Source organism: Bacteroidales bacterium, from assembly GCA_035299085.1.
Taxonomy (GTDB): domain Bacteria; phylum Bacteroidota; class Bacteroidia; order Bacteroidales; family UBA10428; genus UBA5072.
The window spans coordinates 48,609-73,129 of record DATGXG010000038.1; the positions used below are offsets into that span (position 1 = coordinate 48,609).

18 protein-coding genes are annotated in these 24,521 nt (G+C 40.6%); 10 read left to right on the plus strand and 8 right to left on the minus strand.

The features are described from left to right. Window positions 1-37: 37 nt before the first annotated feature. Complete coding sequence (locus VK179_12390; GenBank protein HLO59536.1) at window positions 38-1,561, minus strand: carboxypeptidase-like regulatory domain-containing protein; 1,524 nt, start codon at window positions 1,559-1,561, stop codon at window positions 38-40. Window positions 1,562-1,723: 162 nt separating this feature from the next. Here VK179_12390 and VK179_12395 point away from each other — a divergent pair, with 162 nt between their 5' ends. The 7 genes from VK179_12395 to VK179_12425 all read left to right on the plus strand — a co-directional run bounded on the left by VK179_12395 (window position 1,724) and on the right by VK179_12425 (window position 6,519). Next, a complete protein-coding gene (locus VK179_12395; GenBank protein HLO59537.1) occupies window positions 1,724-2,644 on the plus strand; it encodes an EamA family transporter in 921 nt (306 codons plus the stop codon). Window positions 2,645-2,711: 67 nt separating this feature from the next. Next, on the plus strand, window positions 2,712-3,206 hold the full coding sequence (locus tag VK179_12400) for an antitoxin Xre/MbcA/ParS toxin-binding domain-containing protein (GenBank protein ID HLO59538.1): 495 nt from the start codon (window positions 2,712-2,714) through the stop codon (window positions 3,204-3,206). Window positions 3,207-3,217: 11 nt separating this feature from the next. Next, window positions 3,218-3,676: an RES family NAD+ phosphorylase gene (locus VK179_12405; protein HLO59539.1), complete on the plus strand. Its 459-nt coding sequence runs from the start codon at window positions 3,218-3,220 to the stop codon at window positions 3,674-3,676. 48 nt (window positions 3,677-3,724) lie between these two features. After that, on the plus strand, window positions 3,725-4,072 hold the full coding sequence (locus tag VK179_12410; protein HLO59540.1) for a hypothetical protein: 348 nt from the start codon (window positions 3,725-3,727) through the stop codon (window positions 4,070-4,072). Between the two features lie 125 nt (window positions 4,073-4,197). Next, window positions 4,198-4,347 carry a hypothetical protein gene (locus VK179_12415; GenBank protein ID HLO59541.1) on the plus strand — a complete coding sequence of 50 codons (150 nt, stop codon included), beginning with the start codon at window positions 4,198-4,200 and terminating at the stop codon, window positions 4,345-4,347. Between the two features lie 180 nt (window positions 4,348-4,527). Further along, on the plus strand, window positions 4,528-5,349 hold the full coding sequence (locus VK179_12420) for a hypothetical protein (GenBank protein ID HLO59542.1): 822 nt from the start codon (window positions 4,528-4,530) through the stop codon (window positions 5,347-5,349). 3 nt (window positions 5,350-5,352) lie between these two features. Beyond that, entirely contained in the window at window positions 5,353-6,519 is a 1,167-nt protein-coding gene (locus VK179_12425; GenBank protein HLO59543.1) for a S41 family peptidase, read from the plus strand. A gap of 1,065 nt (window positions 6,520-7,584) precedes the next feature. On the opposite strand, the gene VK179_12430 is transcribed toward VK179_12425, so the two are convergent. Continuing rightward, a complete protein-coding gene (locus tag VK179_12430; protein ID HLO59544.1) occupies window positions 7,585-8,166 on the minus strand; it encodes a cupin domain-containing protein in 582 nt (193 codons plus the stop codon). A gap of 107 nt (window positions 8,167-8,273) precedes the next feature. Between VK179_12430 and VK179_12435 the strand changes: the two genes are divergently transcribed. Continuing rightward, complete coding sequence (locus VK179_12435) at window positions 8,274-8,678, plus strand: phage portal protein (GenBank protein ID HLO59545.1); 405 nt, start codon at window positions 8,274-8,276, stop codon at window positions 8,676-8,678. Window positions 8,679-8,895: 217 nt separating this feature from the next. Here the strand turns inward: VK179_12435 and VK179_12440 are convergent, their stop codons facing one another. The 5 genes from VK179_12440 to VK179_12460 all read right to left on the minus strand — a co-directional run bounded on the left by VK179_12440 (window position 8,896) and on the right by VK179_12460 (window position 19,309). Then, window positions 8,896-9,360: a nuclear transport factor 2 family protein gene (locus VK179_12440; protein ID HLO59546.1), complete on the minus strand. Its 465-nt coding sequence runs from the start codon at window positions 9,358-9,360 to the stop codon at window positions 8,896-8,898. A gap of 98 nt (window positions 9,361-9,458) precedes the next feature. Next, window positions 9,459-9,923, minus strand: a complete 465-nt coding sequence (locus VK179_12445; GenBank protein ID HLO59547.1) for a DUF4405 domain-containing protein — start codon at window positions 9,921-9,923, stop codon at window positions 9,459-9,461. A gap of 318 nt (window positions 9,924-10,241) precedes the next feature. Then, window positions 10,242-10,796, minus strand: coding sequence for a Crp/Fnr family transcriptional regulator (locus VK179_12450; GenBank protein ID HLO59548.1), 555 nt, complete (start codon window positions 10,794-10,796; stop codon window positions 10,242-10,244). A gap of 313 nt (window positions 10,797-11,109) precedes the next feature. Beyond that, on the minus strand, window positions 11,110-18,666 hold the full coding sequence (locus VK179_12455; GenBank protein ID HLO59549.1) for an SDR family NAD(P)-dependent oxidoreductase: 7,557 nt from the start codon (window positions 18,664-18,666) through the stop codon (window positions 11,110-11,112). 196 nt (window positions 18,667-18,862) lie between these two features. Then, window positions 18,863-19,309: a hypothetical protein gene (locus VK179_12460; GenBank protein HLO59550.1), complete on the minus strand. Its 447-nt coding sequence runs from the start codon at window positions 19,307-19,309 to the stop codon at window positions 18,863-18,865. Window positions 19,310-19,563: 254 nt separating this feature from the next. Here VK179_12460 and VK179_12465 point away from each other — a divergent pair, with 254 nt between their 5' ends. Together VK179_12465 and VK179_12470 are read left to right on the plus strand one after the other, a co-directional pair. Beyond that, a complete protein-coding gene (locus tag VK179_12465; GenBank protein ID HLO59551.1) occupies window positions 19,564-21,366 on the plus strand; it encodes an ATP-binding protein in 1,803 nt (600 codons plus the stop codon). Between the two features lie 6 nt (window positions 21,367-21,372). Further along, window positions 21,373-24,054, plus strand: a complete 2,682-nt coding sequence (locus tag VK179_12470; GenBank protein ID HLO59552.1) for a PAS domain S-box protein — start codon at window positions 21,373-21,375, stop codon at window positions 24,052-24,054. Between the two features lie 50 nt (window positions 24,055-24,104). On the opposite strand, the gene VK179_12475 is transcribed toward VK179_12470, so the two are convergent. Further along, complete coding sequence (locus VK179_12475; GenBank protein ID HLO59553.1) at window positions 24,105-24,404, minus strand: YciI family protein; 300 nt, start codon at window positions 24,402-24,404, stop codon at window positions 24,105-24,107. Window positions 24,405-24,521: the final 117 nt, after the last annotated feature.

Sequence of the window (24,521 nt, forward strand, 5' to 3'; positions counted from 1 at the left end):
TTTGTTTATCGATTCCAAGTTAGTAATTATTTTGAATCTATTTTATTGTGAAGTATTTTGGAGTATTCATCCAATACTTACCAGGAACGCTTTCATGGGATATGCAGTTATCTTCAATAGGTAACTGCTCCATGAAACAGCTATCTCTGAAAGCTAATTTTCGGTTATATTCCTGTACAAACAATTCTCTGAACTGATTAAACTCAATTTCTTTCTTTTTATTAAGAATATTACCGTTTATATCCTTCAGATTTTTTAAAGTTATTGAAGCAGAACTCAACTTCAGGTTGCTTCCTTTTAAAGTAATGAAAAGCATTGCCCTATTGACCACTATATTTTTTATTTCGGCTTTCTTATTTCCGGTTAGAATTGTATAATTATCTTTATTTAATGCTGTCTTTGAATCGATCAGTTTATTAAAAGTCAGGATTATTACTGATGAAACAGACTGACTATTCCATTTTGAATCCTTAATTCTGAAATACGTTGTATCATCCTGATCGGTAATTGAAAAAGAATTATTAAAGGAGATATATTTCAAATGCATTATTTTATTTATAGCGCTTTCATATCCATATTCAATTGTAATATGAAAAATGTCCTTTTTCACTTTTGGGGGCTTAAGATACTGGCATGCGTATTCAAGTTTATGAATTGAGTAATCGCTTGGTTGGATAAAAATTGTACCATTAGCACTTAAAGAATCACCTAAAATGAAATGCTTTGCCGTAAATTGTATTTTGTATAGTTTAACATCATTACTAAAGGTTAGTTCGGGTTTTGAGAAATCATGATTATCCAGAAAATCCTTTGAAAAAATGTTTATAAAAGAAAATGATCTTGCATTATAATTTCGTATCGCATCATGAACCATTAGAACAAATAATTCATTTCCATATTGATCACCTAGTCTTGCCTTTGGAATAGTTTTATTGAACTGTCCTATTGTATCATAATAAGGAGATATATTCAACCGTGTTAAATTGGTATTTTTTTTATAATCCAATAAACGATACATATTCGCTTTTGAACTTGTTTTAAAACCATTATCCAATGTTTGAACTATGGCTTCATTAAGATTGAAATATTCCTTTTCGCTTTTCTGATAATCTCTGTAATAAGAAATATATGAATAAGAAGTTTCTGGAAAATTCTTTCTTATATTTTTGATCGCCCTGCTTATGATTGTTGTTGAACCAAGAATTTTGCTGTGTGCAACAACCGTTACATCATCAAAAATATGAGCCAATGGAATTAAAGGAATGATATTTACCTCATTTACATTTAATGAGGCCAATGAGATCGACAGGCTTTTATATCCTATACATGTCAAGAGAAGGCTATCGGACCGGAGCTGTGTTTTTTGTGATATTCTGAAGTCACCCTCTGCATTGGCGTATATTCCCAATTTGTTTTTTATCAAAAGAATGCATGCAAAGGGAATTGGCTCTGAGGTGTATCCGTTAATAACTTTCCCTTCAATATAATCAGATGTCTGAGCATTTAACCGGTTACACCAAAAAACAACAAGGATCAAACAAATAAAAAAATACTGATTCATTGCATCAGTTGTTCATTTTAAGTGCGTGGAACTTGTGGGTGAATCAAATCTAATAAATTAACCGATACGTTATTCCATACCTTCCGTTTAAACGCTGACAGGTCTCCGACGCTGTCAGGTTTTGTTAAAAACAATCTGAAGAATATTTAATAATTTCGGTGGATGATGAAAACACCCAATCTTAAAAACCTACTGGCTTTTACAGCCATTTATGTTATCTGGGGTTCCACTTACCTGGCTATCCGCTATGCAGTAGAGACCATTCCACCCCTGATGATGATTGCCGCAAGATCATTGACAGCCGGAATCATCCTTTTCAGTATCAACCGTTTAAAGAACAAGGAGAAAATTAAGCGGGAACAAATTATTCCGTTATTTACAATCGGTGCCTTGTTCTTCTTAATCGGGCATGGATTGCTTTCCTATGCTCAGAAATTTGTTCCTTCGGGTACGGCTGCTGTGCTTATTGCTTCTGAACCCCTGTGGGTTATCGGTATTGAATGGTTTTTCCTCAAAGATATACGGGTCAGACGCACAGGAGTGTTCGGGTTGTTTCTCGGTTTTGCAGGCATTATTTATCTCATTACGGCCACCAATGACATCAGCACTTCCAATAACAACCTCCTGTATTCTGCTTTCATCCTGATGAGTGCCTTTTCATGGAGTTCGGGCGCTGTTTATTCAAGAGTTGCCAACGTTCCGAAATCTCCTCTTTTATCCTCAGGAATGGAATTAATCTTCGGAGGCATTCTTGTACTGATCGCCAGTTTTATTATCGGTGAACCTTCCCGCTTTCACTTCAGCCAGGTATCGTTAAAATCAGTGCTTGGTTTGTTATACCTGGTCATTTTCGGTTCTGTGATCGCATTCAGTGCCTACATATGGCTACTCAGGCATACGTCGGTCACCCGCATATCAACCCATACCTTCGTGAATCCAATCATTGCAGTGATCCTTGGCTGGCTCATTGCCGATGAGAAAATAACAGCCGCCCTGGTGATCGCTTCAGCTATCATCATTGTATCGGTTTACCTGGTGCTTCACGATCAATATAGGGAAAAGAAGAAAGCTCGTCAAATTTAGTACGGTTAATTCGGAAAACAGGTAAAAAAAGTATAATTTTATACCGTAATCAGGTAAATATTATACTATGCGCAAGGTAAAAGTAATCAAACAAACTGAAGAACAGGGCGCTGTCACTTTTAAACGCAAAAAACAACAGCATCTGAGTACCATCATGTTTATTGAAAGAAATGAAAAACCTGAAATGCAGATGACGGCTTTTGAGAAAATGGAAAGGGCGAAATCGGGATTGGGAAAAAACGAGTTAAACAGGCTGAAGGAAAGAACGGACCTGGATTATGAAAAGCTTTCAAAAGCCCTTGCCGTAACTAAAGCAACGCTTATCAGGAAAAAAGGGGACCAGAAATACAGTCCGGCCATCAGTGAGAGAATGATCAGTCTGGCTGATATATATTCCTATGGGTTTACAGTTTTTGAGGATGAAGAGAAATTCAAAAACTGGATGTTCAGACCTGTCAGGGCTCTTGGCGGAAAAACTCCCTATGATGTAATTGATAATCAGTTTGGCAGAGAGGAAGTAAGGAGCCTGATCGGCAGGATTGAACAAGGCGTTTATTCCTAGTCTTGCATCACATGATTGTATACAGAATAAGCAAGACCAGGTTTTCACGGGATTTGTCCGGTGAAGGAGCCCGCCTGTTTGGCGGAAGATGGAATGAGATTTTGACGCCCTGTGTGTATACATCCGAAAGCCGTGCCCTTGCGCTTCTTGAATATACGGTTAATGTAAATATAGAAGATATTCCAAGGGGATTAGCTATCACTTCCATTGAAATTCCTGATGAAGGGATTCATGATGTGAACTTGAAAGATCTGCCCGGTGACTGGATGAAAGTGCCTGCTCCATCGTCGACAAAAGAATTCGGAACCCGTTTCCTTAAAAGTCAGATCAAACCGGTTCTTAAAATACCTTCTACTATTATTCTAAATGAATTCAACTACATATTGAATCCTTTACATCCTGACAGCAAAAGCTTTAGAATAGTATCGACAGAGGATTTTATATATGATGTACGGATTAAATTAATCTGATCACATACAGGCATTTGGTATAAAAAATAATTGTAATATTGCGGCTGTATGGAAAGGTTCAGAAACAGCATATTACTGCGTATTTTTTTTATCCTGGTTATCATTCCTCTGTCTTTCAGACCCGCTTATTCCCAGGAAATTTCCGATAAATCGGCCAACCTGAAAAACCTGTGTTTTGAAAACAATCATTTCAATGCTGATTTTAATTCAACTAATCCGAACGAGAGAACTCTGTCTCATTCCGTTCTGAACCTTGTTAAGGGTCACGGCTACCAGCATCAATCACCCTTATACAGCAACCTGCCTCTTCACTATTATTTTTGCAAAAATCAAACTCCTGAAACAAAACACACCATTTACCCTTGTCTTGATCTTATTTGTGTTCTGCTGATTTAGATGTTGTCCCCGGGCGTCTTTTTACGACGTCACCCTGAGCGTTTACCCTGAGCTTGTCGATGGGAGTCGAAGGGAGTCGAAGGGTATTTATCCCGATTATTTCACAACATTTAATTTCAATCAGTATGAAAAATAATGATTCGGACAACACTAACGTTACCAATGATCCTTCTGTGCCTGAAAACGGAAGCAAAGTAAAAAATGCATTAATGTTCATAGGGCTATTGGTCGGTTTAGCATTGGCGGCCTGGCTGATGAATATATTATTGAAGTAATTTTAGATCTTTCAAATATTTAAAAGGCTGCCTGACCAGGCAGCCTTTTTTTACTTCCGCAACCAGGATATATAGGAATCATATATCAAACGTGATGTTGAGGAATATTACCTGTTTTAATTCACCCTAACCGTTATTAATGCTCATCTTGTGAACGAATTTGATTCCATTTCCCTCGCAATGAAATATACGTCAGAGAATGTCTGCAAAAATACTCTGGTTTTCCTGTTTGTTCTGTTTGCTTTTGGATGCTCATGCTATGCCAATCAATCTTTAAATGATTCTGTAAAGTCACCAGTGGAAATTTCGGTTTTTGGCGGCCTCTGGAACCTTGCATCCATAGATGAGATGTATTCCTTCCAGAAATTTTACGGTGATCATATGTTTTGGGGCCTTTCGTTTGCATTAACTTCTACCAGACACAGGCATTTGATTACCGTTCAGTATTCTGAAATAACAAGAAGACCTGAAAATTTCATTTATACCGAAGGATTGGTAGAACAAAGGTATAAGCAAATGAAAAGTTTACTGGTTGATGTTGATTACTCCTATCAACGCCTGGTTTTACAAGGTAATTTATCAGTGTATGTTTTAATGAATTGTATGAATGCAAGTAATTACACTTTAAAGGAAGATGATCCCGAGATATTTCTAAGCTCTGTTGCTCCCGGTGTTGAATTGCAATATAGAAAGAAGAAGCATTATTTTGGATTGGATATCACAATTCCTGTAATATCTCTTGCTTTACGCGAACCTTATTATATTTCCAATCCCCAGACAGGTGATCATATCAGCCAAATGGAGCATATTGAAGACAATCTTAAAGTTCAATCCTTTGGTAGCCTGAAAGTTCTGAATAGTTTAGTTCATTATCAATACCGGTTTTCACAACAAGTTGCTTTTGATGCAAGGTATCAGTACCGTTATATTTCGGACCGGGTACCAAGACCTTTAAGATCAGTAAGTGGCATTTACAGTGCCGGTCTCACATTTATTTTTTAGTTCATGAGGAATTTTCTGGCTTTTATTTCACTTATAATTATTTGTATTTCATGCGAGAGCAATATGATTCAGGAAGAGTTCAATGATTCACCGCCGGAGGTATTTGATGCATTCTGGACTGAATTTGACTGTTTTTATGGAGCGTTTAATGCAAAACGGATTAATTGGGACTCGCTGAAAGTGGTTTGTGGTGAAAATCTCAATGCCGCTTCCGATAATGACCAGTTGTTTAAGTCTATTTGTAAACTTCTGGATGCCTTAAATGACGGACATGCCGATATTAATGCTGAGGGAAGGAAATACAGATCATGGAACCGAAGAAGTAAATCTTTCTTTAGAGATACCTGTACCCAGGACACTCGCTTAACTCACTACATTTTTGATTGCATTAAAGACAATTATCTGGAACAAGGAGCCAGTAGTGGCGAACCCGGGGACAGATTTTTAAAAGGAAGGATTTTATATGATTCACTTGTTATCGGATATCTTCATATTCCCACGTTTTCAACAGCATACTTAAGAAGTTTTGTTGAGCAGGCGGCCCGGGAATTCAATGATTGTGATGCTGTTGTCATTGACATCAGGTTTAACGGGGGTGGCACCACTAAAAATTTCCAGCATGCTTTAGATCTGTTTTGTACCGAGAAGAAGCTTTACCTGAAGTCGAGATTTCGCAATGGTAAGCGTCACAGTGATTTATCTGAGATGTTTGACCATTATACACATCCGTCATCAATTGGGTGCAAGAATAAGCCTGTAGCCATTATTGCCAACAGTTATTCTTCGAGTTCATCGGAATTTTTTATTAAAGGCTTACAATCACAGAAAAAAGTGGTTTTAATTGGCGATACGACATGCGGGGCGTTTTCGCAGGTACATAGCCGGATTTTGCCAAACGGATGGACATTCCGGATAGGTTCGCAGGTGGTTTATACTCCTGAAGGTTTATTATACACAACTGCTGATGGAAAATATATCGAAGGGCATGGTATTGTTCCGGATTATTATGTGCCCGATAATCTGCAGAGGGCAAAAGATGGTCATGACAATCCCTTGGACAGGGCCATTTATGAGTTAGACAGGTGCATATCATTTTCTCCTTCCTCCCCGCTCTGCCACCGCTCAATGGCATCCCGTTTTGTCCTGGCCAACCCACGGTGCTTTGATTGAAGCACTGCCTGCATCAGGCGCCGTCATTAATAGTAAGAACACCTTTTAAAGGATCACCCAATGATAAGACGATCAGTTGTTAATATCTGGATTTATTCTATCGGGGCTATCCGCCCCGAACCCTGAGTCACTTTTTTTCTGCAGCAAAAAAAAGTGACCAAAAAATGCCGCCGCTGCTGAAAAAATCGCTAAAAATTAATTCACTGCGCTAAAAGAAAAGAACTCTCCCGATCAAGAATTCTGTGAATTTCAGTGTCCTGAAATCCTACAGATTCTAGATCGGGATCAGACAGCTTTTCTTTCTTAACGCTTCGTGAATTAATTTTCTTAACGCGTTTTTTCAGAGGCGGGCATCAGGGTCAGTAGGCGTTGTACTTATGGTATGGGGACGGACAGTATATCAGGTAGTACTCCATTTTCTATATTGTCGCCTGAAGGCAAAGCCTTCAGCCATTCGAGTCCATTTGTTATTAATTTTTATTTGTCTTCAATTCGTGAATTCGTGGCTAAAAACAGGATATCAGTGGTTTACGAAAAATCGTCAGATAAAACCTCTTCTGATCAAAACATCGGATGCGGATTCGCTGATTTATCTGGAACTTCCTGGATTACATCCCAGTGTTCGACGATTTTGCCATTTTCAACTCTGAAGATATCGACAACCGCCACCGTTTTATTTCCCATTTTGCTTCTGACGTGAAGGTATACCAAATCGCCGTCGGCTGCAATCCGCTGAAAATCGACTTTTTCTTTCGGGGCGTCTTTAAACCATACTTTCAGCGCATTGTACAGCGGATCACTGTTTTCATCATCGCGATCATAAGAAAAGACACAATCAGGTATTCAAGAATCGCATATCGAAGATCCGTATTAATCAGGAAAAGTATTTGCAGAGATAATAACAAAAAATAAAGATGCAATTGACTTCATAAATGATTTGTCGCTGTAATTGCTTGTCATCGTTGTTATGGATTTTCTGTCTTGGTTATGAAAGCACAATGCCTGAGGTTTTGCGATATGTGCCTTTTAACTGGTGAATGAGCGGTTTGAGGAAAGGCTATTTACTTAGAATTTAAGAGGTGGTCCCACAACTTGCATTCCATGTGTTTCATACAAATTCTTAAGCACTTGTTCCTGATCTTTTGGAATGTTACTACCGAGCTTACTTATTTGTTCAAAAAAATCCTCCATTGAACCGGCCGGTTGAAACAACACTAAAAGTTGTCCTTCGCCTTCATTAATTTTGGCAAAAGCATGAGGTATCGTCCTTGGTGCAAATGCAGAGTCTCCAGGTTTTATAGTAAAAGTGTCCTCACCAACTTTTACGGTGAATTCTCCTTTGATCACATAGAACCATTCGTCTTGTTCATGATGAAGATGAAATGCCGGGCCGCCCTTTTCTTGTCGAAAAGTATTGTAAATTAACAAATCACCATCGGTATCTTGGGAAGATACAATACGGTTAAATTGACCACCCATAATATTAAGTTCCTTCTGAAACCTGTCTTTTCCAGAACTTACTTTAAAGCCTTTTTTTGGTCTTTCTTTAGAATAGGTTTTATTGGGTTTGTCCTTTGCATAGATTTGATTTGTAGAAATCAATACTGTTGCAAGAACGGGAAATTGAAGAAATAGCCTGCGTTTCATTTTTTTGTGAAATTTAATTGTATGCCAAGTGAAACAATCTATGGAAAAGAAAGTTACACGACAATCTATAAATTCCGAATAAAAGCTCGAAAGGCAATCAAACTGTGATGGGTGATGGAAGAAAAACAAATGTTATTGGCTATGACCGCTTGTTAGGCTGCGTTTTAACAGAAGGCCTGCTGCATCGCATTAATCTACTCAAAGAAATGAATAAAACTGTCGATGCTGAAATAGGTCAAAAAGCAAGGATAGATCCGAGATTCAATGATTTGGAGGTAACCTATGAATTTCAAGATATCAGGCCTAAAAACATTCGTGAAATGCTTGACAACTTATCCAAAGCAACGGAAGGTAAGGCGTCAATGAGCCGCAAAAGGGCTGTCGAACTGAATCCAATTATTGATGATCCAAAGGAAGAATTGGTACAGTTAGAAAAGGAAATACAAGAGGAACAAGAATCCATGCTACCAAAAGGCGACTACTATGATTATAACAATTTCAAGAATAGCTAATTAATTGGGTGGATAAGGTAAAGTTACTTCAACAAATTGAACACAAGAAGCTCTGAAAAAACCAAGGGCACCACTGCTTATATTCGATGGTGGAGATGAAGGAGTTGGAGAATAGATTCCACCATCATTTCTAAATTGTGCAATCAATCCCCTATAATATTCGTAGATCTGTTTGGTTATTGAATGCATTTCAATCCGATAAGTTAATCCGGCCCTTTTAAAACATCGGATGCGGATTGGCTGACTTCTCAGGGACTTCCTGGATTACATCCCAGTGTTCAGCGATTTTGCCATTTTCGATCCTGAAGATATCCACCACGGCCACTGTTTTATTTCCCATTTTGCTTCTGACGTGCAGGTAAACCAGGTCGCCGTCGGCAGCGATCCGCTGTAGATCAACTTTTTCTTTTGGAGCATCTTTAAACCAGACTTTCACTGCATCATACAATGCTTTACGTCCGTCGGGAAGTGCAGGGTTATGCTGGATGTAATCCTCAGCCAGGTATTTTAAAATTACTTCCGGGTTTTTATCGCCAAAAAGTTGCTGGTAAAATTCAGTTACCATCTTTTTGTTGGCTTCGATTTGCTGAAAACGCTGTTCACAGTTTTTTTCATTTTGAGCGAAAATTATGATGGGTAAAAATGAAAAAATGAAACAAAAAACAACAAGGTTGTATTTCATGGCAGGTTCTTTTACACCTTAACACTCAGGGACAAAAAAAGTTCCGACGGCATGGTAGCCAGGGGGCAAACCACCTAAAGAATGCAATCCAGGTGCTTTCATTTAAATAACCACCTCAGTCTTTTAACGATGTGCAGGATAAGATATACAGAAAGAATTAGGGCAAGCTTATCGTGAATTTCAATGAAGCTTTCCCGCACGATTTGATCGCCGTTCAATAAATCAATAAACCAGGGGATCAATCCTGTAAGCGCAACAAGGATAAAAAGTAAAGATAATACCAGAACCTGTTGGTTTTTTGATATGAGTTTCTTTGTAATCACTCCTTTGTACCATTTCCAATGCCTGTAAATATGAACCAATATAAATGCAGAAAATGCAACAATTGAAATCTTATGAAATGCGGACCAATCGCTGTAGGTAATTCCTGTTTCATTTAATGTCCGATCACCATGCTGACCCATATGATAGTTCACCTGGATGAAAATTCCTGAAAATACAGATGCCATGCCAAAAATGAGTAATCCCGGGTTGATGATGAAACGATTTATGTTTTTATCCATGAGAGTACCCTCCTATTCATTGTCGTGTTTCCTTATTGCACCAGTCGTGCAAACTCTCATACATTTCCTACAGCCTGTGCATGCAATGCCGTTACGGAATATGATATGTTTATGCCACGGCAGATTGATCCGGCCAATGACATTTTGAGAACATACGTCCATACATTTCCAGCATGCTTCGCATTTATTTGTATCAAGGATGACAAACGCGGTGTTTGTATGTGTTTGCTTAACGAATCGTTGTCTCATGTTAGATTATTTTGAGCAAAAATCCTCAGAAAATCACGATCAAACGATAACAATTGTTAAGAAATGGACTTACTTCCGGTTTCTTATCCGGCTGAGCGAAATAGGCGTAATCCCTAAATACGAAGCTATATAATGTTGCGGAACCCGCTTAATGATTTCAGGATGGTTTTTAACCAGGTCTTCATATCTTTCTTTGGGTGAGTCTTTAATACGCGACAGAAAAAGCTGGGCGTAATTTCTGAAACGTTGAAACAGGTATTCATTAAAACCATCCCTTACTTCCGGAAAAACTTCATTAATCTTTTTGAAAGTTTCCCTGCTGATTAAAACGATTACTGAAGGTTCAATACTTTCAATGGTGAACAGGCTGGGTTCATTGTTTAAAAAACTATCAATAGAGGCAACAGGCTGGTTTTCAAAAAAGAATTGTAATGTAATATCTTTCCCGTCCTTATTAAACCATTGTCTCAGGCAGCCTTTTTTAATACAAAAAATATGATGCGATATTTCACCATCATGCAATAAAACGGTTTTTGATGGTATCGAAATCTCAACAAATGAATCTTCAATTTGCGACCAGATCTCTTTGTTGTTTTTAATTATTTCAACCAGTTTATCAAACATAATTGCACCGGCCTGATTTGTTCATTATCTATTCATAATCTGACAGAAGATCTACCTTTTTTTAAGCTTATCCGAAAGGTAGCCAAATATATCATATTAGCTATTCCAAATCAGATTCACACTGTTAAATCAAGTTGCTGGCTATTTAAATAGCACCGTTAGGGGCGACATTATGGTAGAATTGAAAGAATAACCATAATGTCGCTCATCTTGATCAGTGTTTATTCATGTACGCCATTCCAAAAGTAAAAAAGCGACCATGGGTCGCCCTTTTATTAGTGATCCCGGCACGATTGGAACGCGCGACCCGCATTCAGATTGTCACCAACCTGGTGATTTCACCAACCAGCTGTACCGGTAACTCAGTCATTACAGGAATGCTGTTTTCATCGGTTCTTTTGCAAAAGACAACCGAATTGGAACCGTAGGCCAGTTTGCGCCTGGTCGTTCCGGCCACACTAAAGTATTCGAAATAAAAGGTTATGCCTTTACCGGTTAATTCCCGGATGTACATGGAAACTGCTATATCTTCGAATGGCATGGCTTCCTGCAGATGGTTTACGGTGCTGTGCAGCGTCAGAAACTCGCCCTTTCTTCCGGCTCCGGTCATAATATCCGGGATGCGCTGATAAAGGTACTCATCGATCATCAGTGATTGCCATACATAATAATTCGAGTAATATAAGTTACCCACTGTATTGCTGTGGGAAAGTCCTGTGGAAAAAGTATTTTCATGCAGTACTACCGGTGGCCGAAGCTGATTATCCGTTTTGTATACCGGTTTACCTGCAAGGTCCATCTGCGGGAAGTCGTTTTTGCTGAATATACCCTGTTCCGGTGAATGGGTTGCTTTGTACTTCTTTAAAAACTCAATGAAATATCCCGGAATAGGTGCTTTTTTAACCACTCCCCTGTCTTCAATTTTCACCCAGGTTGTGGAAAGACTGCAATCAGCCAGCACTTTCTTCTTTCCCTTTTCATTTTTGTAAAACATGAATTCCAGATCAATGAGACTATTCGGAAGATCCGAGCGATCCGTGATCCGGAGATTCCCCGTTACCTGGTCCAGGGTTCCGGCTTCCTGGCTTATCCTGATCTCTGACGCATTGGTCACCATTCCGTATTCGCCTGACCCCAGGTCGTTCAGCATTTCTTTTCCGATAGGGGTAAGCACCAGTTCCCTGAGGCTTCCCATCCAGTCGATAAAGCTCGTAAAATGCGTTTTACCGTAAAATCCACGGCAATCCCGAAATGTAGTAAGGAAAGTATGTGTGAAAGCGCCCAGGTCCCTGTTAAAGTTTACTTCAGTTGATACCTGAGCAGTCCTTAACTCTTCGTTATCGGACTTTTTCAACGTAACAAGGGTCGAAATGATTACCGTATTGGATGGCAACAATTCAACCGGGAACGTCAGGACCGTCCTGGATTCATTCCCTGTCGCCAGCACCCGGAAGAAAACTCCTTTTCCTTCTGTTTTTTCGATGCGTATATCCAGCGGAACCATACCCAGTGATTTGATCAGTGCTTCCTTAACACACCATATCCTGGTAAAGCTTACATCATCATCATGATCAATGTTTTTGAGCTGTTCCAGCACCGTTGAAAATTTACCTTCGGTGAGTTGCTCCCATTCTTCCCTCTCGCGATTGCATATATACTCGATATCACATCCCTGGTCTCCGGCTCCCATAGTCATCATCAGAACGGAGCGGCTATGTGACAGTGAAATATTCACCTGTCTGTTTTCTAAAACAGGCTTTCCGTTAGGAGCCCAGGCTATCGTGCAGGGTTTTTCAATATCCTGAAAAGTATTGATCCAGGAACTGAATACACCGTTTTCGATTTCATGCCTTTCATTCCTGTCTGTTCTGTTAAACTCCTTATCATGTTTATAAAGATTTATATGAAGTTTACCATCGATAAACGATTCATACTGGTCCATTTCAGCATTCAACTTTTCCCTGAAAAGTGTATCCAACGCTGCAATCTTTGTTGCATCGGGATATTGCGGCGTTGATTCAAGAGCCTTGACTTCATAGCCTGTGATCTTCTCCACAATCCTGTCGTTGCAAACAAATTCCACATTACAAAGAGCCCTGTTCTCCGATTGTTCAACCAGGGCGCTATTGACCAGGCCCCTGTTATTCAGAACACCCGTATCATAAATATCCCATCTTTTTATGGATACCGGGAGGTATTTCTTCCCGGTAAGGTAAATCTGAACCGACTGGAGAAGAACATCCCTCAGTAAAGGATTGCCGGCAATCATAGGAGAACGGATCTCCTCACTCCAGGCTTCCTGGGAACCATCACTGCCGTTCATTTTTGTAATGAAAGCAGCCTCTTCCCTGTCGAGGGAAACCATTTTATCGATATGCTGAAATTTCGGACCCTGGAACAGCAGCCAGGAATAAAGGTCGGATTCTGGACTGATTTTCAGAAATTCATCGGGAAGCTGAACCGGCTTTGAAACTTCAATTGGTTCAGTGTGGATGGTGAATTCGCCTGAAAAATGGAATTCGGTGAAACCGGAATCTTCAGTGGAGATCCCTGCAAAAATTCGGATACTCTCATTGCCCGGTTGACCGTTCTCCATCAGGCGGGCTGATAACCCGATTTCCATGCTTCCTACAGGAGGAACCACAACCGGCCGTCTGAGCGAGATGTTTTCAATAGTAAATCCTGCAGGTTTTGAAACTCCCGCCAGGAAACACGATACCTGGGCCATGGCTTCCAAACCGAACACGGTTGGAAATAACAAGGAACCTGAATAATTGTGATCATTCAGGTAAAGATCTGTTGATGCATCCAATTCCACCCTGGCTGAAATTTCCCTGCCCGGTTCATAAGACCGGATATCCTTAAGAAACCGGTTTGCCGTTATCATGGGTTTTATCGTATTCCATGTATCCAGTCCCCCCATCCGGCTTGAAATCACTATTTGCTGATCGGTATTTTCATGGTTGACCCAGAAAAGAAATTCCCTGATACCCGCTTCAGGGTTGATTGAGCCTATTCCCCTGGATGCCAAGTGACTGTTACTGCCCAATCTTACACCCATACCGATTTCGTCCCATATGCTGTAAGCGATTGTACGTATTTGAATTTTTGAATTCGCAACAGTTGAACGCAGAAACAAATCGAGGTTCTCATTGGAGAAAGCATACCAGCTGTTTCCGGGCATTCCGGTAATCCCGATAATCGAAGTGAGCGCTATGTAATGCTTAATGCTGAATTGTTGGAGCGCCTCGTGAAGATTAAAAAACCCGGAGATTTTTGGCGCCATTTCTTTCAGCGCGTCCTCATATGCGACCCTTTCGGCCTTTGCCGGGACGTTCCTTCCTGCACCATGTAAAACACCGGTAATAGTGCCATATTTTTTACAGATATCGCTGATTGCATTCTTTACAGTCAGTGCATCTGTAATATCACACTGGTAATAACTGACCTCGAGATTTTCTTTGCGATACCGGTCAAGCAACGATTCAATTTCAGATGTTACCGCGGAACTGCCTAAAAGAGCCGTTTTGCATTTTGATTCCTTTGCCAGTGCGAACATGCATTCTGCCGTAATCCCTTTTGCACCGCCGGTGGCGACAAAAACATCGCCCGATGATGGAGCATCCGCAATATCATTTACATTCTCATGCGCTAATGCCCTGTAGGCCATCCGTCTTCTGAGTAAAGAGGCATCATATCCGACCGCATCAAAACGCTGTTCAGTAAGAAACTCCTGCATGACTGACCTGATTCCGGTTTCCGGCTGAATGCTTTTATCGGTTTCCACAACCCTGATCATCAACTCCGGTCTTTCATGATGCAGGCTGGCCGCGAATGATACCACACCTGCGCCGGGAACCTGCTTCGCCCCGTGGATATTCTTCACAAATAACCCGTCGTTGAACTGCAGGAAGCCGATCATTTCCATTTCATCGAGGCGGGACGTTAATGTAGTGAGTAACCTGACGGTTTTCCTGATGGCTGATTCATTCAGCGGATCCCGGGGTACCAGAACTAAAATGCAGCAGTTTTGAAATGAGGCAAGCGTATTCATTTCAGCGGACTTAACCCATATTACTCTTACAGGAAGCTTTCCGGTGATCAGATTCAACTGGTCCGGATTTATATCTTCATCATGAAGAATCACAAGGCATTTCTCGTTCCAGAATTCATTAAAATGCTGTTCTTCAACCGGTAATGATTCCTCTTGTAATTCAACCGTATAGGAGTTAACCCAATCTGTAGTGTAATCATTGCCTTTCTCGTTCACACCCTCAGGAGTCGTATTATCTGAAAACTCCTTAATGATCTGGTTAATTGTAGAGTTTGCAAGCGTTCCGGCGTTTATTCGTTTTTGAATATTGAATTTTTTCTGCAGGTGTGAAATGAAGGATCCAGCTTTTATGCTATCCATGTTCAGATCATCGAGAAGCCTGTTTTCACCGGATAAGGCTTCCCGCGGAAAACCGGTTCGACGTGCCAGTTCCAGGTAAATTTCATCTGTAAGTGAAGTTGTTTTCCCGGCAGAATTCTGCTGATTCGAAACCTTTTGAGATCCAGGCCCGATTACCGTTTGGAGGTTGTGAATCAATTCGCCGATTGGTGCATTTGATAGCAATGATACATTTAATTTGCCGGGAATTCCAAGTGTTTTGGCAATACCGTTTACCAGTGTAGCCGATTTTATGCTGTCCAGGTTGAGATCATCCAGCAACCGTAGCTGATCATTTAAAGTTTCCTGGTTAAACCCGGTCATTTCATGAATTCTTCTGTACACAAGCTGCTGTACTTCAGGAGTATCACTCTGCTGAGGTGCTGAAACCGGTTTGGTATGCAATACAGGCTTGGGCTCATTTACTTCTCCGGCCGGATGCATCTCTTTAAAATGCCTGTAATCGGTATCCACCATTTCACGAATGAAGGAACCCCTCTTCTTCAGATAATTCCTGAATTCATTTCCGGGTTTCATATCCAGCAATTCATGGAAAGATTCCCTGCTTTCATGATGTGGAACCTCAACCTCGGGGAATGGCTTTTCGAGGGGATTGACAATGAAATTTTTCAAACTTGCCGGAATAAAAGGACGGATCAACCGGTCCTTGTATAATTCTTCGGTATTGATAGGACTACCTGATACAAATACAGCACCCAACAAAACATTCAGCGAAAGGTCATCTTCGGCGACTGGTTCAACAGGAAATACAGGCAGGTCAGGATCAATAGAAGAAATCAATCCGCTCAGAACTCTTCCCGGGCCTATTTCGAGGACAATATCACATTTCTTTTTCAGGGTGTTTACTGAACTTATAAAATCGACGGGACTGGTAGCCTGGGATGCAAAATACGTATTCAAATCGTTGCATTCCGTAAGGATATTTCCGTTCATACTGCTGATTAACGCAATATCCGGATTTTTCTGCGATGTGTGAGGCAGGTTGAAACCTGCAAGGTCGCCGGCCACATCGGCAATCAGATCGGAGTGAAAAGCAGCAGAAACCGGAAGTTCAACACCTGAGATCTGATCTTCTGAGGCTAATTGAAGAATATTCTTAATGGCAGCGGATGTTCCGCTGATTACAGTTTGTTGCGGGGCGTTGATATTGGCAATAGTTGCATATTCCTTCACCCTTTGAATAAATTTTTGAGCCTCAACCGCAGAACACTGGAGACTGGCCATACTACCTGAACCTTTTACTGCCATCGATTTTCCCCTGAATATGGAAAGACTCAGAAGCGAATCGAAAGGTAAAAGACCCGCTGCATGAAAGGCCATCAATTCTCCCAGGCTGTGACCTGTAACACAGGATACGCGAATGCCAAGGCGTTTAAGGTATTCGAACCACAATAGTGAAGCGAGTGTAATAGTTGGCTGAGCAATATCGGTTGGCTTTAGCTGCGACTGCCAGTATTTGAGTTGGTCCTTATCAGACGCCCTTTCCTGATCACGAAAAATGAATGAACGTAGATCAGATGAATTATCCCTTTCAAACAGATCTGCAGCTGTTTTTACCATTGTCCTGGCCCAGTCGTAACGCTCCACCAGTTTCCTGGCCATGTTGATCCGTTGTGAGCCCTGGCCCGGGAAAGCAGCTCCTATTCTCAGGTTTTCCTTTTTTTGCCCGGCGATAACTGTGCCGGATTCCAGCCGGATTATCGATGAATCATCCGATTCATTCAATCGGGTAATCAACAGATCAATTTTCTTTTCCAGGTTAAATGGCGTTTCAGCTATAATAGCTGCACGGTATTCCCCGGTAAAATCAATTTTTTCGTTCTGAAAACAGGCAAGGTCAGACAGTTCTGCATAGCTGATACCTTTTGCATTATGGCGGCTGACCTTCAGGGATTCGATCACCTCCGCCCTGGTATGGCCGGTAAAAAGGAACAATTCATGAGTCTGCACAGAGGCCATAAGTTTTCTCTCTTCCAGCACCGGTTCGAGTTTGACGAACGGCCGGCTTCCGGAATGAAGGATCACGTGGCTGTTGATTCCACCGAAACCCATGGCAGATACCCCTGCATACAATTCATCAGATGGGTTTTTTACTTCTCCATGAATGACAGGGTATAAACACCTGGCTTTTTCAACAAAGACAGGATTTGGTTCCTTAATATTGGCAGTGGGAGGAATGATTCTGCGGTTCAGAGCGATTGCTGTTTTAATAAAAGCTCCTATTCCTGCAGCAGCTTTGGTATGTCCGACGATTGATTTAAATGATGTCACACCGCAATGCCTTGATTGTAATTCTCCATTGCGCTGGAGGGCATTGGTGATGGCCTCAATTTCAACCTTATCGCCGACTTTTGTGCCGGTTCCGTGTCCTTCAATAAAACTCAGTTCCACCGGATCAATTCCGGCTTTTTCTCCGGCCCGGATAAGGGCTCTTGATTGTCCATCCACACTGGGCGCCGTGATTCCGCCTTTGCCGTCGGACGAAATACCCCAGCCATCAATAACCGCATAAACCGGGTTGTTATCGCGGATAGCATCTTCAAGCCTCTTCAATACTACCATTCCGCAACCCTCTCCGGGCAGAAATCCCCTGCCGTTTATATCATAAACCCGCATTTCATCAGAAGTGAGGGCCCCTGTTTTTGCAAAACCGATTAATTCGAAAGTATCCAGGCTTATATCAACTCCGCCGGCAATAACCATGTCCATCTGGTGCAATTCAAGATAATTGGCTGCCGTAACAATAGCCAGCAGCGAGGATGAGCATGCCCCGTCAACAATATATCCTCCTCCATGGACATCGAGGTAATTGCATATCCGGCCGGCGATTGTATTGGCAAGTCCGCCTGCCAGCGTATCTTCGGTAACCGGATGGAACACCGATTTATAATAGGCCTCCATGGTGCTTTCGAGTTCATCCACCATGTCAGACAATCCTTTCTTTTTTGCCGATTCGCGAAGCGCTTTTCTTACATAAGGCCAGCGAAGCAACATCTGGTTTGACCGGGTAAATTCACCGGTAAGGGTATTTCCCAGGATAGCTCCTGTTTTCTCACCCGGTAAATTATTCCTGCTGTAACCGGCATCTTCAATAGCCTGCAATGCCGTGTCAAGAGCAAGCCAATGAACAATATCCGTGCTTTCGAAAGTCTGTTTTGGTATTTTTTTATCCAGCCAGTCAAAACTATATCCGTCAATGACTGCTGCTTTATTCTGGTATGTCTTGTTTAAAACAAGCGGATCAGGATCATAATAATCGTGATTGGGAAGTCTCACATCGGGCATTTCCCTGAACTGGCGTCGTCGTGACAGGATGTTTTCCCACAGATGGAGGGGATTGTGTGCACCGGGATAAATACAGCCAATACCTATAACGGCTATTTTACAGCTTTTGTCAGGTTTGTTAGTTTTGCTCATAAAACTGAAATATTTAGTTTAACTTTTGTCATTGCCGCAATATCATCCCTTATTCGTTCTTACAAAACGGATTTAAAGGAGAATCAATCAGAACTCTCCGTTAAGGATAAAACTTCTAAGGGTGAGGTATGAAAACCTCACGGTCAAAAAAAACGGGTGTGGGGGTTGGATGGAAAAAAAGGAACTTAAAACGCGCTTATGAAATATTGACGTCTTTTACTTCAACACTAACTGAAGAACTTATCCAGTTTTGCGCGTCATTTAAGGTACTAAATGCCTTGATCTGGAATTGATTGTCAGTCCTTTTGTTTGTGTAATCCACGTAAAATTTAACTGCCAGTTTGCCAAACGCACTTTCAGGTAACACAAACGCCACTTTTTTGGCTCCGAAACGATAAGCCCGATCGTTTACATTTGAGTTAAGCCACATGAGATCATCCGGTTTGACAACTTTGAGAAGTCTTGCGTCATTAATCCATCCCAGGTTGGGCATAGACTTGATTTTTTCCTCCATGAAATCCATTCCGGTAACAAAGGGTTTTCTCCATGTATCACCGGCAAGGTACCTCAACGGTTTCCAAATAATAGCAGGGATTTCAGGAACGAAGTCAAGTTTTACATTTGCATCTTCAAATATTACCATAAAATATGTTTATTAGGAATTTCATTAACAACTGGGTGCAGTTTCAAAAATAATAAAATTCTGAAAACTTCATTGTTCTTCGTGTGAAATAATTGAATAATAATAATTATGCAATGCATGCATATTAAAAATTCAACCGGATCACCGGCATTCGGAATTTTTATTTATTTTTATTATGAAACCCTACCTGCTTCCTTCACATATAAAGGTAATAAGTAAAGATTGTTAGTTTGCAACTGTAAAAGCTTTCTTTCATGGATTTTATTGATATGCGCACTATTCTGTTCAGTTTCCTGATCAGCGACATAGTCAGTGTTATTGTAATCGTCTACCTGTTCGCACAGAACAAGAATCGTTTTAAGGGAACCGGATTCTGGATTATTAATTTCTGCCTGCAGACTTTCTCGTTAGTATTCATCACTCTCAGGGGGATTATACCGGACTGGATCTCTATCGTAGTCGCAAATGTTTTTGTGATCAGCGGGACCCTTTTCGGTTTGATCGGACTACAGAGGTTTTTGGATATAAAAGTCCGGAATATTCATAATTACATAGTACTGGCCGGGTTTACAGTGTTTCATTACTGGGCCGGAATTATTCATCCTGACCTGGACTTAAGAGATCTGAATATCAGCATTGCCATGCTGATCATATGCTCGCAATGCAGCATCCTGGTGTGGTATCGTAGTCCTTCACATCTGAAAAAAACTACTTTTGGAGTCGGCCTTGTCTTTGCGTTATACTGTGTTGTTAATGTAATCCGCATACTTGTATTTTTTATTTCTGAGAATCAGACCAATAATTATCTGGAGTCTGGTAATTTTGAAAAGGTGGTAATCTATTCTTACCAGGCTTTACTTATCCTGCTTACGTTCTCCCTGGTTCTGATGTATAATCGGCGGCTCCAATCCATCCTCGAAAGTGAAGAAACCGAATTAAAAGAAAGCACCAGGAAGTTATATACCTTAAATAATAATCTCAATGGAGTAGTCTACCGGCGTTCCAATGATCAGGACTGGACGTTGCAATATATCAGTGAAGGCGTTTACAACCTTACCGGTTACCCTTCAGAGAATTTTACAGGAGATTCTAAACTGCTGTATAGTTCTCTCATTCATAAAGAAGACCTGAAGGAAATACGGAATAAAGTTCAATCGGCTGTGGAAGCGAAAAATCCATATACACTTGAATACCGGATTAATACAGCATCGGGCAGGCTACGATGGGTATGGGAACGTGGCAGAGCAGTTTTCAATGAAAATCAACTGGTGGCGCTTGAAGGTTTTATTTCCGATATCACAGAAAAGAAGTTAGCTGAAGACGAAGTTAAAAGACTCAATATTGAACTGGAAGGGAGGGTATTCCAGAGGACCCTGGAACTGGAGGAAAAGACTGCTGAACTCGAAGCATTCAGTTATTCGGTTTCTCATGATTTGAGAGCGCCGCTTCGTGCTTTATCTGGTTATACTTCAATCTTAGGTGAAAAGTATGCTTCTTCGATGGATGAGGAAGGCCTGAATCTCATGAATTCAATTACGTACAATATCCGTAAGATGGATAATCTGATTGTCGCATTGCTCACTTTCTCAAAGATAGGCAAACAGGATATCCGGTTCAGTTCTGTTAATATGGTAACAATGGTTCAGTCCATAGTATCTGAATTGACTTCAGAAACTAAAAACCGATACAACATCATCATAAATAACCTGCCCGTGTGTCATGCTGATGCGCCCATGATATATCAGATCTGGGTGAATCTGATCCATAATGCGATAAAATATTCCTCTAAAAAGGAAAATCCGTGCATTGAAATTGGCAGTTTGTCGTCTGAATCTTATAACGTCTATTATATAAAAGACAATGGTGTTGGTTTTGACAGCAAATATATTGACCGGCTATTTGCTGTTTTTCAACGGCTGCATTCAGAAAAAGACTTTGAAGGTACGGGAGTCGGACTCGCCATCGTCAGAAGAGCAGTTAACCGGATGGGAGGGAAAGTCTGGGCTGAAAGTAAGTTAGATGAAGGAGCATCATTTTATTTTTCCATTCCAACATAACCATTTATGAATAATCCATTGCAAATATTAATCCTGGAAGATCTTATATCCGATGCTGATCTTCTTAAATATGAAATAAGCAAAAATAATATTCAGTATACCCATCTGGTTGTTGAAACGGAGAATGACTATAAGGATGCCGTTTTAAAGTTTAAACCCGATATCATTCTTTCGGATTACTCATTACCAACTTATAATGGTATGCTGGCGCTTGAATACCGGAACGATGTGGCTCCTGAAATACCTTTTATTCTGGTTACCGGTTCGCTGAATGAGGAAATTGCAGTTGACATTATGAAACATGGTGCAGATGACTATGTTTTAAAGGAACATCTTACCCGGATTGGTACCGCTATTGCAGGAGCCTGCGAAAAACATGCGCTGATCCGGAAGAAAAATGAAGCTGAAGAGCTGCTGCGCATCGTATTCATGGCTATTGACCAGAATCCGGCATCCATTGTTATAACCGACACGAAAGGATTAATAGAATATGTAAATCCAAAATTTACTGCACTTACAGGGTATTCCTTCGATGAACTGGTTGGAAAAAAACCGGGGATTCTGCGTTCAGGTTATACTTCTGAATCGGAATATAAAAACTTATGGAATACGATTTCATCTGGCAAAACATGGAAAGGAGAATTCCAGAATCTTAAAAAAAACGGCGATTTCTATTTTGAATCGGCGCTGATTTCTCCCATAATTGATGAATCCGGCACGGTGACACACTATGTTGCTGTCAAGGAAGATATTTCTCAGAATAAACTGGCCGAAAAGAAAATCAAGTTATTGAATGAAGCCATTGAGCAGAGTCCTGTATCAATAGTGATCACTGATTCGGAAGGTAAAATAGAATTCGTCAACCGGCAATTCACAGTACAAACCCAGTATACACTTGAAGAGGTGTCAGGAAAAAGTCCCAGGATTTTTAACCGTGGTCATATACCGGATGATGAATATGATCAAATGTGGAATATGCTTAAAGCTGGTGAAAGGTGGCAATTAGAATATAATAACCGGAAAAAGGACGGCACCTTTTACTGGGAGAGTCTTAATATTTCTCCGTTGTTGGATCATCAGGGAAAAATTGCCAATTATATTCTTGTAACTGAAGATATTTCAGCGAAAATATTCATGCTTCAGAACCTGATGGAGTCAAAGGAAATTGCTGAACTAAATGAAAAAAGATATCGCTCCCTGTTTGAAAATCTGATAGAGGGTTTTTCTCTCTGCAAAATGATATTTGAAGATGACATTCCGGTGGATTTCGTGTACCTGGAGGTAAATCATTCTTTTGAAAATCTGACAGGTCTTAAAAATGTAATCGGTAAAAGGGTTTCCGAAGTAATCCCGCGAATAAGAGAATCTGATTCCCGGCTTTTTGAGATCTATGGACGAGTTGTAAAAACCGGTAAACATGAACGGTTTGAAATGTATGTTGAAAGTTTGAAGGAATGGTTTTCGGTTTCCGTTTATAGTCCGGAGAAGGATTATTTTGTTACTGTTTTTGATGTCATTACCCAAAGAAAGAATACTGAAGAAATTCTGATCCATGCAAAAGAAAAGGCTGAAGAAAGTGATCGTTTGAAAACAGCCTTTCTGCATAATATATCCCATGAGATCAGGACTCCTCTGAATGCCATAATAGGCTTTTCCTCCCTGCTGGCGAATTCAGATTTTCAGCAGGAAAAGAAAGACGAATTCATGAATATTATTGATGCCAGTAATAACCAATTGCTTGCCATCATATCGGGAATTCTTTCTCTTTCCACGCTGGAGGCGGGCCAGGAAAAGTATATAGAGCAGGAAACGAACCTAAATGAAATTGTAGCCACTGTCTTCAACCAGTTTAATGTTGGTCATAATAATCCGGCCGTGAAATTAAGCTATAAGACAGCACTACTCAGCAGGGAGTCAGTCGTTCTGACTGATCCGGTTAAGCTCATGCAGATTATGGTCAACCTGGTTGGTAACGCGTTGAAATTTACAGCGCAGGGAGAAGTACAATTTGGCTATGAGGTAAATATGGATATTATTGAATTTTTTGTAAAAGATACCGGGATCGGAATACCCGAGGAAGATCATGTAAGGATATTTGAAAGATTCAGGCAACTCGACAATTCGGCTACCCGAAAATTCGGCGGGATCGGATTAGGCTTAGCGTTATCGAAAGGATATATCGAATTGCTTGGAGGCAGTGTAACCCTTGAATCCAAACCGGGGAATGGATCACTTTTCAGATTTACGATACCGTTTAAGCCTGTAAAAGACTTTCAGGTGATTGATGGCGTTAATGAGAATTCCGATTCCGAATTAGCGGCTTTTCAAAGCAAATCTATACTGGTTGTTGAAGACGACTTTAACAGCTACCTGTTAATAGAAAACTTTCTGGAATCCCTGACCCATAATATAATTCATGCGGAAAACGGGCAGGTTGCCGTCAGATTGCTTGAAAAGCGTGAATTGCCTGTCCTGGTGTTGCTGGATATCATGATGCCTGTAATGAACGGCATGGATACCATAGGAATTATAAAGAAACATTATCCGGAACTTCCGGTTATAGCGGTTACTGCATATGCCAACGAAGAGGATTTGCAGGAAATTAAAGATGCAGGTTTTGATGATTATGTTTCAAAACCCATTCGCCGGCAGGTTCTTATGAATAAGATCAGGAAGTATTTGGAATAAACAGGGGGATTCAAAAGCAAAATCCAGATAAGTGCAAATGCCTGAGATTTTTATGGTTTCCCTGGCACAATAGCCCTCATCGGGAAGTATTGATACCGGTTAATTCTGGAAGCAGGATCGTTTGTGATAAATTCTTTAACTTCCTCTTCGCTTTCAACCGAAATAATGCCCAGTCCGTAAACCGCTTCCGGATCCATTACCGGACCAAAGGCAAGGACCTTGCCCTGGTTCATGATTTCAGTCCAGTATTCAACATGTTTCATCATAACAGCTCTCTCTTCATCGGTCATTGTTTCTGCAAAATCAGGCCTTGATGGCAGCAGGTACAGAACAAAATATTTTTTCTCCATGAGTTAATGATTTAATTATCTAAAACCTGTAACACACCCCAAACTTATTGTACCAGCAAACAGGAGGCCTATTGCTTTCATTTCTGAAAATGATTTGGAGTTCATCTAACTTCATTG

Coding starts and splice junctions, on each gene's coding strand:
- VK179_12390 (HLO59536.1), bottom strand. CDS start 1,561: ATGAATCAGTATTTTTTTATTTGTTTGATCCTTGTTGTTTTTTGGTGT.
- VK179_12395 (HLO59537.1), top strand. CDS start 1,724: ATGATGAAAACACCCAATCTTAAAAACCTACTGGCTTTTACAGCCATT.
- VK179_12400 (HLO59538.1), top strand. CDS start 2,712: ATGCGCAAGGTAAAAGTAATCAAACAAACTGAAGAACAGGGCGCTGTC.
- VK179_12405 (HLO59539.1), top strand. CDS start 3,218: ATGATTGTATACAGAATAAGCAAGACCAGGTTTTCACGGGATTTGTCC.
- VK179_12410 (HLO59540.1), top strand. CDS start 3,725: ATGGAAAGGTTCAGAAACAGCATATTACTGCGTATTTTTTTTATCCTG.
- VK179_12415 (HLO59541.1), top strand. CDS start 4,198: ATGAAAAATAATGATTCGGACAACACTAACGTTACCAATGATCCTTCT.
- VK179_12420 (HLO59542.1), top strand. CDS start 4,528: ATGAAATATACGTCAGAGAATGTCTGCAAAAATACTCTGGTTTTCCTG.
- VK179_12425 (HLO59543.1), top strand. CDS start 5,353: ATGAGGAATTTTCTGGCTTTTATTTCACTTATAATTATTTGTATTTCA.
- VK179_12430 (HLO59544.1), bottom strand. CDS start 8,166: ATGAAACGCAGGCTATTTCTTCAATTTCCCGTTCTTGCAACAGTATTG.
- VK179_12435 (HLO59545.1), top strand. CDS start 8,274: ATGGGTGATGGAAGAAAAACAAATGTTATTGGCTATGACCGCTTGTTA.
- VK179_12440 (HLO59546.1), bottom strand. CDS start 9,360: ATGAAATACAACCTTGTTGTTTTTTGTTTCATTTTTTCATTTTTACCC.
- VK179_12445 (HLO59547.1), bottom strand. CDS start 9,923: ATGGATAAAAACATAAATCGTTTCATCATCAACCCGGGATTACTCATT.
- VK179_12450 (HLO59548.1), bottom strand. CDS start 10,796: ATGTTTGATAAACTGGTTGAAATAATTAAAAACAACAAAGAGATCTGG.
- VK179_12455 (HLO59549.1), bottom strand. CDS start 18,666: ATGAGCAAAACTAACAAACCTGACAAAAGCTGTAAAATAGCCGTTATA.
- VK179_12460 (HLO59550.1), bottom strand. CDS start 19,309: ATGGTAATATTTGAAGATGCAAATGTAAAACTTGACTTCGTTCCTGAA.
- VK179_12465 (HLO59551.1), top strand. CDS start 19,564: ATGGATTTTATTGATATGCGCACTATTCTGTTCAGTTTCCTGATCAGC.
- VK179_12470 (HLO59552.1), top strand. CDS start 21,373: ATGAATAATCCATTGCAAATATTAATCCTGGAAGATCTTATATCCGAT.
- VK179_12475 (HLO59553.1), bottom strand. CDS start 24,404: ATGGAGAAAAAATATTTTGTTCTGTACCTGCTGCCATCAAGGCCTGAT.